Annotated in this window: 12 protein-coding genes and 1 pseudogene; 10 read left to right on the top strand and 3 right to left on the bottom strand. The window is 73.0% G+C overall.

Annotated elements, in window-relative coordinates; all coding sequences use genetic code 11:
- Nucleotides 1-2: 2 nt before the first annotated feature.
- Entirely contained in the window at nucleotides 3-140 is a 138-nt protein-coding gene (locus IPK37_11965; GenBank protein QQR99709.1) for a hypothetical protein, read from the top strand.
- On the opposite strand, the gene IPK37_11960 is transcribed toward IPK37_11965, so the two are convergent.
- A protein-coding gene (locus IPK37_11960) for an IS5 family transposase (protein QQR99708.1) occupies nucleotides 126-1,020 on the bottom strand; the annotation gives its coding sequence in 2 pieces (ribosomal slippage) (nucleotides 126-668 and nucleotides 670-1,020; 894 coding nt in all). The genes IPK37_11965 and IPK37_11960 overlap by 15 nt on opposite strands.
- 62 nt (nucleotides 1,021-1,082) lie before the next feature.
- On the opposite strand from IPK37_11960, the gene IPK37_11955 reads away from it, so the two are divergent.
- Nucleotides 1,083-2,399 (top strand): hypothetical protein, encoded by a 1,317-nt coding sequence (locus tag IPK37_11955; protein ID QQR99707.1) that lies wholly within the window; start codon nucleotides 1,083-1,085, stop codon nucleotides 2,397-2,399.
- Between the two features lie 622 nt (nucleotides 2,400-3,021).
- On the opposite strand, the gene IPK37_11950 is transcribed toward IPK37_11955, so the two are convergent.
- Nucleotides 3,022-4,323, bottom strand: a complete 1,302-nt coding sequence (locus IPK37_11950; protein ID QQR99706.1) for an EsaB/YukD family protein — start codon at nucleotides 4,321-4,323, stop codon at nucleotides 3,022-3,024.
- A gap of 493 nt (nucleotides 4,324-4,816) precedes the next feature.
- On the opposite strand from IPK37_11950, the gene IPK37_11945 reads away from it, so the two are divergent.
- The 8 genes and pseudogenes from IPK37_11945 (at nucleotide 4,817) to IPK37_11910 (ending at nucleotide 11,987) form a co-directional block, all read left to right on the top strand.
- A complete protein-coding gene (locus IPK37_11945; GenBank protein ID QQR99705.1) occupies nucleotides 4,817-5,554 on the top strand; it encodes a response regulator transcription factor in 738 nt (245 codons plus the stop codon).
- 85 nt (nucleotides 5,555-5,639) lie between these two features.
- Nucleotides 5,640-7,190, top strand: a complete 1,551-nt coding sequence (locus tag IPK37_11940; protein ID QQS02841.1) for a HAMP domain-containing histidine kinase — start codon at nucleotides 5,640-5,642, stop codon at nucleotides 7,188-7,190.
- A gap of 194 nt (nucleotides 7,191-7,384) precedes the next feature.
- Nucleotides 7,385-8,719 (top strand): trypsin-like peptidase domain-containing protein, encoded by a 1,335-nt coding sequence (locus IPK37_11935; protein ID QQS02840.1) that lies wholly within the window; start codon nucleotides 7,385-7,387, stop codon nucleotides 8,717-8,719.
- 229 nt (nucleotides 8,720-8,948) lie between these two features.
- Nucleotides 8,949-9,242: a WXG100 family type VII secretion target gene (locus IPK37_11930; GenBank protein ID QQR99704.1), complete on the top strand. Its 294-nt coding sequence runs from the start codon at nucleotides 8,949-8,951 to the stop codon at nucleotides 9,240-9,242.
- Nucleotides 9,243-9,396: 154 nt separating this feature from the next.
- A pseudogene (locus IPK37_11925) lies at nucleotides 9,397-10,572 on the top strand (inorganic phosphate transporter).
- 157 nt (nucleotides 10,573-10,729) lie between these two features.
- On the top strand, nucleotides 10,730-11,026 hold the full coding sequence (locus IPK37_11920) for a hypothetical protein (protein QQR99703.1): 297 nt from the start codon (nucleotides 10,730-10,732) through the stop codon (nucleotides 11,024-11,026).
- 152 nt (nucleotides 11,027-11,178) lie between these two features.
- On the top strand, nucleotides 11,179-11,499 hold the full coding sequence (locus IPK37_11915; protein QQR99702.1) for a DUF3349 domain-containing protein: 321 nt from the start codon (nucleotides 11,179-11,181) through the stop codon (nucleotides 11,497-11,499).
- A gap of 200 nt (nucleotides 11,500-11,699) precedes the next feature.
- A complete protein-coding gene (locus tag IPK37_11910; protein ID QQR99701.1) occupies nucleotides 11,700-11,987 on the top strand; it encodes a DUF3349 domain-containing protein in 288 nt (95 codons plus the stop codon).
- A 44-nt stretch (nucleotides 11,988-12,031) separates the two neighbouring features.
- Here IPK37_11910 and IPK37_11905 read toward each other — a convergent pair whose 3' ends face one another.
- Nucleotides 12,032-12,943, bottom strand: coding sequence for an EamA family transporter (locus IPK37_11905; GenBank protein QQR99700.1), 912 nt, complete (start codon nucleotides 12,941-12,943; stop codon nucleotides 12,032-12,034).
- Between the last annotated feature and the right edge of the window lie 101 nt (nucleotides 12,944-13,044).

Genomic DNA, 13,044 nt, shown 5'->3' with positions numbered 1-13,044 from the left:
CGATGGAGGACAAGCTCCCCGAGCTGGATCGGGGCTCGGAGGTGCGAGCTGCCGCCAAGGCCCTGATGAAGGTCGAGACGACCATCTCGGAACGAGCCAGCACCATCCGCAACGGGTGGGTCGCCCTAGGGCGTGTCTGACAAAAGGCGGGTCCAGGCGATGACGCCGTTGAGGACCACGGCGGCGCGGTAGAGCAGCGCGTGTTTGTCGTACCTGGTGGCCAGGCCGCGCCACTGCTTGAGGTGGCAGTAGCGCCGCTCAATGACGTTGCGGTTCGTGGAGTCGGCGCGGTCCAAAGCCACCGGGCGTCCCCCACGCGAGCCACGACGACGCCGGTGACGCTGCTGGTCGGCAGGCTCGGGGATGACCGCCTTGATCCGCCGGGCGCGCAGGTGGGCGCGGTTGGCCCGGGAGGAATAGGCCTTATCACCGCGCACCGCGACCGGCCGGGTCCGGGGCCGGCCGACGGCGCGGGGGACGCGCAGTTGGGCCTGCAGCGGCACCAGCATCGGGCAGTCCCCGTCTTGGCCCGGGGTGATCGCGGTGACCAGCGGTAACCCGTGACCGTCGACCAACTGGTGGATCTTGGTGGACAGCCCGCCACGGGAGCGGCCGATGCCGTGATCAGGCGGCTCGTGGTGGGGATTCGTGTAATTCGATCCAGCCCCCCGTGAGCCGGGTCGTGTTCGTGGCGTGCTGGTGGGCTCGGGCGATCGTGGAGTCCACCGACAGCGACCAGTCGATCAACCCCGCCGCCTCGGCCGCCGCGGTCAGCTGGGTGCTCACGGCATCCCAGGTGCCGTCCATGGCCATCCGGTGGTGCCAGGTCCACACCGTCTGCCACGGCCCGAACACCTCGGGCAGATCCCGCCAGGCGATCCCGCACCGGTACCGGTAGATGATCGCCTCGACCATCAACCTGGCCGGCGCAAACGGGCGGCCACGCCGACCCGTGGGTCCGGGCAGCATGTCCTCGATCAGCGACCACTGAGCATCCGAGAGCATCTGAAACCGCGACATGCCAGCCAGACTGGCAGCCCAGCCACGAACCCTTTGTCAGACACGCCCTAGGCGTCGGCGCCGTGAAGACCGCCCCATCCGGGGCGTTGCGCGGCACGTTGCGGGCGGGCCTGGCCGGGGTGACCCGGCTGGCGCCGACGAGCTCGGCACGGGTGGCCGATCTGGCGTCCGCCATGAAGGTGGCCGGCACGGCCAAGGTCGCCGCCGGGATGGCGAAGGTGGACGTCGTCCTCGACAAGCCCGCGGTGACAAAGGCCCTCACCGCGGCCCGCAACGCGAACTACGTCCGCTTGGATCTTCAGCAGTTTGTCGCGGACGCGCCGGGCAAGACGGCCGCCGCCGTCCAGTCCGGGGCCCGGTCGGTCAGCACCGGCATGCGCAGGGCGGCCGGCAAAGCCGTCGACGCGTTCCGGCCGGTCGGCTACCAGATGGAGGTCGCGGGCATCGGGAGCACCCGCGCGGCCGGCCAGTCCGAACGGCTCCTGGACGTCATGGCTCGGGAGGGTCGGGCCGCCTCGGGCGGGGCCTCCGGGGGAAGCAAGGCCGTGGCCGTGGCGAAGACCACCGACGAGGCCAGGGGGCTCATCGACAAGGCGGGCTGGCCGACCCGGCTCCAGGATGCCTCCGAGGCACCGCGGAAGGGAGCGCTCGTCCGGCCGGCGTACGAGGGCGAACGCGACGGCAGCGGCATGCTCGGCAAGCCGCCGGCCGTCACCGAGGGCGTGCATGAGCGGTTAAAGGTGGACATCAAGGGCGAGTACGCCGACCTGATGCCGAAGGCCCGGCAGACGTTCGGCGAGACCAACCTGGTCAAGCTCGCCGAAGAGCTCGGCATCAAGGACGCGGGCAAGCTGGCGAACGCCCGCATCGAGGTCCGCGGCCGCGGCGTCTTCTACACCGAGCACGGCGAGGTCACCTTCGTGGAGGCCACCCGGCGGAACATCAATGTGCGGGGCCTGGGGATCTCCCGGGAGCTCGGCGAGCAAGGCCAGGTCCAGCTGAGCCCCGGCCGCGAGGTGCCGGTCCGGGGGGATGACGTCGATGGGGCAGCCCAGGTCGGCCAGGGCCGCGGCCGCCGCGGCGGCGGACAGTCCGGTGGGGGACCCGGTGTCGCAGACGACGAGCCGGGTGCACGCGCCGGCGCCGAGCGCGGTCAACCACCGCAGGAGCCCCCGGGCGGCCGCCACCGCGGTGATCCGGGGGGCAACCACGACGACGACAGCATGCGCCTCCCCCAACCCCGCGCCCTCGTCGTGCGCTCGGGCCTGGGCCTGGCCGCCCGGGCCCAGGTCGGCGATCGCGTAGGACCGCTGCCGCGCGAGCCGCTGCAGCGCGAGCCGCGTCGATGCGCCGGGTCCGGGGGGGGACGAAGACCGTGACGGGGACGTTCGGGAGGGCGTCCGGGAGTGCGTCCGGCGCCCCGGGACCGGCGGGGGACCACAGCTCGGGGCACGTCAGCACCGCCTCGGGGGCGACCCGCGCGAGGACGCCGCCGCCGTCGCCGGGCGCGCCGAGGACGACGGTCGCCTCCCCGCGGACCGCGGCGAGGATCTCGGCCAGGGCCAGGGCGATCGTGCTGGTGCCGGCCCCACCACAGGCGCCCAGGATGACGACGCGCCGCCCCGTGGCGACCGGCCGCTGGATGACCGTGCCGCAGCGAGCGAGGACCGTCGGCGCGTCATCCGCGCGCCAGAGGCTGGCCACGCGGCGGGCGGCCCGCCGCCACGCAGGGGTGCCCGCCCGGCGCGACAGGCGGGCATACTCGGCCGCCAGCGCCGCATCGCTCCCGACCTGGCGTGTGGTGAGGCGAGGCGCGGCGCCGGGACGGGAGCCGCCGGCCGGTCCCGGCATGGGCAGGGTGGCTCGACGCGGGTCCGCCGCCTCGCCGGCGGATCTAGGGGTCGCGCGCTCATCTGGGACTCCCGCCGACGGCACCTCCTTCCCCCGCAGCCGCGCGGACAGCGCCGCCTCCCAGGATTCCTGTGTCGTCACGCGCCCCCCTCAGCAGAACGTGGCCAAGAGGTCGCCGTACACGCCGAAGACCCCCACGGCCACGGGAACGGTCGCGAGCATGGCGGCCGTCTCCACGACCGCGGCGCCCCGGCGCAGTTGCGCCGCGCGCAGGTCGCTCAGGCGGGTGTACGCCGCGAGGAGCAGGAGACCGACGAGCGCCGCGGCACCGAGGACGACGAGCGGTTCGATCCGCGGCGCCGCGTGCAGGCCGGACCGGACGAGCCCCACGATCCCGACCATCGCGGCGAGCCAGAGCGCGCCGCGTTCGAGCGCGAGCGGGAAGTGACGGGCACGAAGCGCCACGGCCAGCACGAGGACGGCGGTCAACCCGGTCGTCCAGACCCCCGGCCGGGTCATCGCCAGGACGGTCAGCGCGATGCCAAGACCCAGCGCGGCCACCAGCAGGCCCCCAGCGAGCGCCGCATGCGCCTCCGCGACCCGGGCCAGCGCGTCCCGGCGCGGCAAGCGACGACCGGCGCCGACCTCGACGCCGAGCCGGAACACCCCGACAGCGGCCAGCGCCGCGCGGGGCAGGATCCCCACGATGAACAGCGCCGCGATCGCGACGACGGCCGCCGCGGCGGCCTTGTCGGGCAGCGCCCACGTGAGGACGTAGCCGAGGCCCCCGAGGAGCGCACCGGTCCCCAGGGTGGCCGCCGGGGCGACGAGGCGCCGCCGACACCAGCCGGCCACCAGGACGGCGAGCGCCGGCACGGCGCTCCACCACCAGGCATTACGCGCGTCGCCGGCGAGTCCGGATGCGACGAGCAAGACCGCCGCCGCGCCGAACGACCACGCCGCCTCCGGCCCCTCCAGGGCGGCGGCGCCCAGCGACACCACGACCCCGATCGCCGCGGCCGCCCACCACAGGCGCACCGCCTCCGCCGGATGCCCCGCGGCGGCGATCCACGCCACGACGACCCAGGTGACGGCGGCCAGCAGGGAGAGCACCCAGCGGCGGGAGACCGCCGACCAGACCCCCCGCGGCACGACATGGTCGACCACCTCGACCATGTCGTAGACAATCGGCGGCGGCGGGGCCTGCGCGGCCTCGACGAGGCGCAGTTGCACCCCGTCCCGCAGGCCGGCAGCGGCCAGCTCGGCGTCGGCGGGCAGGACGCGGCCCTCGGGGGTAGCCAGCTCGTACGCGGCCGTGCCGTCGGCCGTCCCCACGACATCGAGGATCTGCGGGACGAGCAGCGCGGTCGGATGGTTGGTCGGCAGCACGAAGTCCGCGGGACGCCGGCCGCCGAGCACGGTCACGCGCAGGTACGGCGCCGCGGCGCTCACCGGCGCATCCCCGCCGGATCGGTTCCCGGCTCGCGGCCTGGGTCTGCGCCCCGATCGGCGCCGCTCCCGGTGGCCGACCCCCGCTCCGTGCCGGCCGACCGGGCGGACGCGGCGGACGCGGTGGCTGCGGTGGGGGCCGACGCAGCCGGCCGGGGCCGGCTCAGCGCCGGGTCCGTCGCCAGGAGGTGCGTCACAAAGGAGACGGCGACACAGCCCGCGCACAGCAGCGTCGCGAGGAACGCGCTGTGCCACAACGTCCTGACCCCCGACCGCCATTGGCGCCGTGCCCGATCCGCGCGAAACAGCAGCCCCATGCCGAGCCGTTGTCGCCGCATCGCCGCGGCGTCGATCAGTTGTTCGTCATAGGAATACGGCATATCAGTCCCCCCAGCACGGCGTCCCCGCTGGTCATGGTGCGTGAGGCGCGCGTCGCGGGCATCCCCGTCCGGGGGTTCCCCTGAGGTGCCCGAGTCTCGCCGCGGGCATTCAGCGAATGCTCAGCAACCGGTCGGAGACTGGGACGGTGACCACCGCACCGCCCGAGGCCCGGCTCCTCGTCGTCGAAGACGAGCCGAACATTCGCGAACTCCTCGCCACCTCCTTGCGGTTCGCCGGATTCGAGGTCTTCACCGCCGCCGACGGCGCGACCGCCATCGGCATCGCCGAGACGGAGCAGCCCGACCTCCTCGTGCTCGACGTGATGCTGCCCGACATGGACGGCTTCACCGTGACCCGTCGGCTGCGCGAGAATGGCCGGCACATGCCGATCGTCTTCGTGACGGCCCGCGACTCGGTCGAGGACAAGGTCAAGGGCCTCACGGTCGGCGGCGACGACTACGTCACCAAGCCGTTCAGCCTCGAGGAGGTCGTGGCGCGGATCCGGGCCGTGCTGCGCCGTACCCGCGGCGACACCGACGAGGACGAGGTGCTGCGCTTCCACGACCTCGAACTCAACGAGGACAGCCACGAGGTACGCCGCGGCAAGCGGGTCATCGACGTCTCCCCCACCGAGTTCAAGCTGTTGCGCTACCTGCTGCTCAACCCGAACCGGGTGCTATCCAAGGCGCAGATCCTGGGTCACGTCTGGGACTACGACTTCCGCGGCGAGGCGGGCATCGTGGAGTCGTACATCTCCTACCTGCGCCGCAAGGTCGACGCCGAGGAACCGCACCTCATTCACACGCGTCGCGGCGTGGGCTACGTCCTGCGCATGCCGCCCGAGCAGTCCTGACCGCCCGGCCGTGACGGCAGTCTCGACGCAGGCCCCACCGACGGCGGGGGCCGGTCCCCAGCCCGGCGGTGGCGCCCGCGGCCTGATCGAACGCCTCGAGCGACTCCTCAAGCGCTGGCCCCTGACCTGGCGGCTCGTCACGGTGCTCGTCGTCACGCTGCTCGCCGCGCTCGCGCTGACCAGCCTCGTCACGCAGCTCGTGCTGCGCAGCTACCTCGGCAACCGGACCGTCGAAGAGCTCACCGCGGCCGGCCAATCGGCGGCGGAGAACGACGCCCAGGACCTGATGCGCACCAACCACGTGGCGACGCCGGGGATCCCGAGCCGCTACGCCGTCCTCTACTTCGACGCCACCGGCCGGCGACTGTCCGTCCAGCCCTCGGCCGTGGAGCCCGCCGACCCCGCCGTACCGGCGTTGACCCTTCGCGATCCGCGGGTCCTCAGCGGCGAGGTGTTCCGGGTCGGCTCGGTCGGCGCGGGTGGCAAGACCTCGGACGAGCCGCGCTGGCTCGTGACGGCCGGCCAGTTGAGCAATTCGAGCGGGACGTACGCCGTGGCCGCCTCCCTCGGCGCCATCGACGACACGATCGCCAAGTTCCAGGCGGCGTCCCTAGGGATCGGCCTGGCCGTGGCGGGAGCCTGCGCAGCGCTTGGGTACGCCGGCGTCACCCGAGGCATGCGCCCGCTGCGCGAGATGGAGGACACGGCCGCCGCGATCGCCGACGGCGACCTCACCCCGCGGCTGCCCGAGCATCCCGCCCGCGACGAGGTCGGCAGCCTGTCGCAGTCCCTCAATGCCATGCTGGCGCGCCTGGAGAGTTCGCTGGCCGTCCGCGAGGCGTCGGAGGAGCGGATGCGCCGGTTCGTCACCGACGCCTCCCACGAGCTGCGCACCCCGCTGGCCACGATCCGCGGCTACGCCGAGCTCTACCGGCAGGGCGCCGCCGCGACCCCCGAGGCCACCGCGGCGGCCATGCGCCGCATCGAGGACGAGGCCACCCGGATGAGCCTGCTGGTGGAGGACCTGCTCACGCTGGCCCGCCTCGACAACCGGCGGCCCATGAGCCTGGGCGAGGTCGACGTCACCGTGCTTGCCGCGGATGCCGTGCAGGACGCCCGGGTGCGCGAGCCCGGCCGGTCGGTGCGGCTCGTCGGGCTCGGGGAGCGCCCGCTGGGCCCGGCCGTCGTCCGCGGCGACGAGTCCCGCCTGCGCCAGGTCGTCACCAACCTCGTCGCGAACGCCCTGCAGCACACGCCCGCGGGGACGCCCGTCGAGGTCGCCGTCGGGCCCACGCCGGTGGGGGCCGCGGTCGGCGACGGCGTACGGCTGGAGGTCCGCGACCACGGCCCCGGCATCCCCGAGCACGAGATCGACAAGGTCTTCCAACGGTTCCACCGCGGGGACCCCTCGCGCGGGCGCAGTTCCGGCGGCAGCGGACTCGGGCTCGCCATCGTCATGGCGATCGTCGCCGCCCACTCCGGCCGCGTCGGGGTCCGCCCGACGCGCGGCGGGGGCGCCACGTTCGTCGTCGAGCTCCCCGAGACGGCGCCGGTGGCACCAGGCACCGCCGTACCGTCCCGTCCCTCCACCCCCTCGACCCCCAGCCCGGCGACACCCACCGAAGGAGCGCGATGAGCCACTCCCAGACCCCCCCTCCTCTGCCCGAGGGTCACGACGACCCCCGCCACCCGGGGAGCGCGGGTTCACCGTCGGCGGCCCCGTGGGACGGTGGCACGCCGAAGGGTACGACGTGGGCGCAGGGCGACACGGCGGGCCGCCCGAGCCAAGGCTACCCACCCCCGGGCTATCCGCCCATGCCTGGGCCGGGAATGCCGAGCGCGCCAGGTGCGTCGGGAACGCCGGGCACGACCGGTACGTCGGGCGGGGGCGGGGCATCCGGAGCGTCGGGCACTGCGGGCCCGGCCGGGGCGACGACCCCCCTGCCCCAGGGCTATCCGGCGGGCTGGGGCGCCCCCAGCGGTCAGGCCTGGCCGCCACCCACGACACCGGCCAGTCAGGCGGCCCACGCGGCACCGGCCACACCGGGGGCAGCGCCGGCGCCGTACCCGCCCAATCAGCCGGTTCGGCGGTCGGGGCTCGGCCGCCTGGGCCAGCTCCTGCTGGTGGCGCTGCTCACAGCCGCCCTGGCCGCGGGCGGGATGTGGGCGCTGCTCCGGGGCAGCACGACTGCGGGCGACACCGCGCCCGCTCGGATCGTCGAACAGGCCGACCCGGGCAACCCGAACTGGACCGCGACCGCGAAGGTGGTCACGCCGAGCGTGGTGTCGATCCGGGTCGGTTCCGCGCGGTCGGGCGGGGAGGGCTCCGGGGTCATCATCGACGGCAAGGGGCACGTGGTCACGAACAACCACGTCGCCGCCGCCGGCGGATCGAACGCGCCCATCACGGTCGCGCTGGACGACCGGCGCGTGTACGACGCCCAGATCGTCGGCGCGGACCCCGACACCGACCTGGCCGTGCTTCAGCTCAAGAACGCGCCCTCCGACCTGCGCTCCATCGCGCTCGGCGACGACACGAAGCTCAAGGTCGGCGACCCCGTGATGGCCGTCGGCAACCCGCTCGGCCTCGCCGGGACCGTCACCACCGGAATCGTCAGCGCGCTGAACCGGCCCGTGAGCACGCAGGGCGAGGGCTCGAACTCGGCCACCACGGTCGTCACCAACGCCATCCAGACGAGCGCGGCCATCAACCCCGGCAACTCCGGCGGCGCGCTGGTCAACTCGGCCGGCCAGCTGGTGGGCATCAACTCCTCGATCGCCTCCCTCTCGGCGACCTCCGGCAACATCGGCATCGGCTTCGCGATCCCCGTGAACGAGGTCAAGAACGTCTCGGACCAGCTCATCAGCACCGGGAAGGCGAGGCACGCGCAGCTCGGCGTCCAGGTCGAGGACACCGTCGTCGCCGACGGCCCGGACCGCCGCGCCGCCGCGAGCATCAAGTCGACGGTCGAGGGCGGCCCGGCGCAGAAGTCCGGCATCAAGGCGGGCGACGCCGTCGTCTCCGTGGACGGGGAGACCGTCGACAGCGCCAGCGCGCTGCAGGCCCAGATCCGCGAACGGCAAGTCGGCGACCAGGTCACTCTCGTCGTCGTCCGCGGCGGCACTCGGCAGGAGCTCAAGGTGACGCTCGGCGAACGGTCCTGAGGAGGGGCCCTCCGGTGGCCCGGGCGGGGCACCGGGGGGGGCTACTCGACATCGTCGCCCCGCGATCGTCCACACCCCCGCCCCGCTGCCGAGGCTGTGGATGACGCCGGAGGGCCTGCGACGGCCGCGCCTAGCGTGAGGCAAGTCGCGGCCGCCCGGTCGCGACGCCGCACGGCAGGGCCCGGCGAGGACGCCGGACCGCCCTCGCCGCCCGACGAAAGGGCCCGCCATGAGCAGCCAGTTCCAGGTCGACACCCAGCAGATCACCGCCGCCGCCGGCGACATCCGACGCATGTCCGGCCAGATCGAGTCCGACGTCGCCAGCATGATGGCCCGGCTCTCCGCGCTCCAGGGCGCCTGGCGCGGATCCGCCGCGGCCGGATTCCAACAGGTCGTCACCCAGTGGAGCGCCACGCAACGGACGGTGCGGGAGTCGCTGGACTCCATCGAGACGGCGCTGTCGCGGGCCGGCACCCAATACGCGGACGTCGAGGCCGCCAACGCCGCGCTATTCGCCCGCTAACGGGCGGGCCCGGCTCTCCAGGGGCTGACTCAGGGCGCCTTAAGCGAACATCAGTTGAACTGTCAGAACAAAGCGCCAGGTCAGGCCGCATGGACAAAGTGAACGGCCGTCCAATGGGCATGATCACCAAGGCGGACGCGTCACAATAAGGCATGTGGACGTAGCCCTGCTCCTCGTGGCCCTCGTGGTCGTCACAGCCCTGGCCTTCGACTTCACCAACGGCTTCCATGACACCGGCAATGCGATGGCCACGTCCATCGCCACCGGTGCCCTCAAGCCCAAGACCGCCGTCACCTTGTCTGCCCTGCTCAACCTTGTCGGCGCGTTCCTCTCGGTGGAGGTCGCCCTCACCGTGACGAACGCCGTCATCAAGATCCAGGACAAGTCCGGCGCACCCAAAGCGGAGTTCCTCGCCAACCACGGCGAGGCGCTGCTGATGATCGTGCTCTGCGGACTGGTCGGCGGCATCGTGTGGAACCTGTTGACGTGGCTCCTCGGGCTCCCCTCGAGTTCATCCCATGCCCTGTTCGGCGGCATGATCGGCGCGACGGTCGCGGGGATCGGCTGGGCCGGGGTCAACTGGGCCGGCGACGGCAGCAAGCTCGACGGGGTGCTCGGCAAGGTCATCATGCCGGCGCTGCTGTCCCCGGTCGTCGCGGGCCTGGTGGCCGCCGTGGGCACCTGGCTGATCTTCCGCATCACCGCCAACGTGGCCGAGCGCTACAAGGAGACGGGCTTCCGCTGGGGCCAGATCGGCACGGCGTCGCTCGTCTCCTTGGCGCACGGCACCAACGACGCCCAAAAGACGATGGGGGTCATCACCCTCGCGCTGATCGCGCACGGCTCCTGGAGCGACACCCACAGCATCCCGCTGTGGGTCAAGGTGGCCTGCGCCTTCGCGATCGCGCTGGGCACCTACCTCGGCGGGTGGCGCATCATCCGCACCCTGGGCAAGGGCCTGGTGGAGATCTCGTCGCCGCAGGGGATGGCGGCCGAGTCCGCCTCCGCCGCGGTCATCCTCACCTCCAGCCACCTGGGCTTCGCCCTGTCGACCACACACGTCGCCACGGGCTCGATCCTGGGCACCGGCGTCGGCAAGCCCGGCGCCGAGGTGCGCTGGGGCGTCGCCGGCCGCATGGTCGCCGCGTGGCTGATCACCCTGCCCAGCGCGGGCCTGGTGGGCGCCGCGACCTTCTTCATCGGGCATGCCTTCGGTGGCTACGTCGGCCCGCTCGTCGTCTTCGCGATCCTGCTCGGCCTCTCGACGTACATGTTCCTGCGCTCGCGGCGCGCCCCCGTCGACCACAACAACGTGAACGACGACTGGGACGAGAACCAGATGTCGCGCCGCGCCGCGGCCGCCGCGGACGACGACGCCACCACCCCCGCCGCGGCCGCTCACCTCGCCGCGGCCGGCTCGGGCGCCACTCCCGGTGGCGACACCATCACCACGACCGACGCCCCGCGCGCCTGAGGAGGACCTCGACATGCTCACCCTGCTCGCGTCCGCGGCCTGGAAGGTCCTCGCCATCTCCCTGCTCGTCGGCGCCGGACTGCCCGCGCTGTTCGCCCTGGGCGTGAAGTCCATGGCGTACGGCGCGGGCGGCGACGCCGAACTCGATCACGCCAGCGGTCACCCCGTCGGCAAGGTCATCGGGCTGGCGATCTTCGCCCTGGTCCTGTTCTTCATCGGCACCGGCATCGCCATCGTCGTCGCGTCGGGACTCGGGCAGACCGTCAGCTTCGAGCACGTGTTCCCGACGTTCGCCCCCAAGGCCAAGTGATCGCCGCACACTGACGCCACGACACCGGCCTGACCGGCCGAGCTGGCGGGGCCGGCGCCCGGTTACCCCCGGAAGCGTCCGCCCACTACGATGCGGGAAATCGCCGGGATTCCTCCGGCGCCCCCGCATCCAGCGTGACCAGGCGGTGTCCCATGGCGTTTTCGTTTTCCCGAATCCTGGATTGGCTCCGGGAGGGTTACCCCCAGGGTGTCCCCCGGGAGGACTACATCGCCCTCTTCGGTGTGCTGCAGCGGCACCTGACCGAGGAGGAGATCGTCAAGGTCGGCGAGCAGATCCGAGCCGCGAATGGCGATGAGCCCATCGATGACGACGAAATCCGTCGGCGCATCGAAAGGCATCTGCGGGGGCACGCTTCCGAGGACGACATCCGCCGCGTTGCCGCGCGGCTGGCCAGCGGAGGATGGCCCCTCGCCGACGCCAACGGCGGCGCCGAGCCCGCCCCCGCCGGCTGACACCGGGGCACCGCGCACCAGGCGGGCGCGCCAAGAGTTTGCTTGCGCCACCGACATTCCCGGGCGACGATCATTCCCGAGCTCGCGGAAACCGACATGCGGGACAATGCATCAATCGGCGCCTCGGTCGGCGTACCGTCAAGGTTTCGACGCACCACGCCGCACCGTACCCACCACGAGTAGGGCCGAAGGGAGGCCACGTGGGTCCCTTAGACCGATTCATCAACTGGGTGCGCGCCGGATATCCCAACGGCGTTCCCGACCAGGACTATGTCCCTCTCATGGCCCTGTTGCGCCGGCGGCTGTCGGATGACGAAGTGACCGATCTCGGCCAGGAGCTCGTCCGCAAGGGGATCATCCCCGCGGATCGGATCGACGTCGGCGCCGGCATCCTCAAGCGCACCCTCGAGCTGCCCTCCCCCGACGAGATGGATCGCGTCTCGCAGCGGCTGCGGGTCGGCGGCTGGCCCGTCACCGCCGACGACTAACCGTCGCTCGCGCTCGAGGCGCGCGTCGGGGGCCGCGAAGGTCGCTAGAGCCCGGGAGGTTCGGCCGCCGGCCGCCGCCGGGGCTGGTCCATCCGAACGACGCCGGGCCGTACGCCGAGGGCCATGAGCACCCCCACCGTGACCACCACGCCGCCCAGGACGCCGATCCACCCGGGCTCCTCGCCGCTGTAGAAGTACGCCGCGATCGTCCCGATCGGGGGCACGAGCATCGACCACGGGGCCACGGTGGACGCCGCGTGCCGGGACAGCAGCAGGTTCCACAGGCCGTAGCCGAGCATCGACGCGCCGTACGTCACGAACGCCAGCCCGACCACCGAGCGCGCCGACATGGTGGTCAGCGCCGCCCAGTCCCGCTCCCAGCCCTCCACGAGCAGCGACAGGGCGAGCAGCGGCACGGGCGAGACCAACGCGGACCAGACCACCAAGGAGAAGCCGTCACGCGGCGGCCGGCGCCGGGTCAACACGTTGCCGGTGGCCCACGAGGCCGCCGCGGCGACGGTCATGAGGAACGGCAGGATCGGGGCCGCCGCGAGGTGCTTGGCGCCTACGACGGCCATCCCCACGACCCCCACGGCGATGCCCGCGAGTTGGTAGGGGGTCGGCCGCTCCCGCAGCCACAGCGAGGCGATGACCACGGTGAACACCGTCTGCACCTGCAACACCAGCGACGCCAGGCCCGCGGGCATCCCCCAGGACAGCGCGGTGTAGAGCAGCCCGAACTGGCCGGCGCCCATCGCGAACCCGCAGGCCACGACGGTCTTCCAGCCGTTGCCCGGCGGCCGCACGAAGAACACCGCCGGGATCGCCACCAACGTGAAGCGCATCGCCGCGAACAGCAGCGGCGGCACCGACTCCATCCCGATCGAGGCGGCGACGAAGTTCACGCCCCACACGACCGCGACGGCCAGCGCCAGCAGCGCGTCTTTGCGGGGCATCGGGCCTCCGTGGGGGATGGTACGTCGTACGCCGGCTCAACCCTAGGTCCCCCCAGGTCCCGGGCCGTGACCGGGGGTCCACCCCGGCCCCGGGCGCGGCG

It is taken from the genome of Austwickia sp., assembly GCA_016699675.1.
Lineage (GTDB): Bacteria > Actinomycetota > Actinomycetes > Actinomycetales > Dermatophilaceae > Austwickia.
This window is presented reverse-complemented; position numbering and strand designations above follow the sequence as displayed.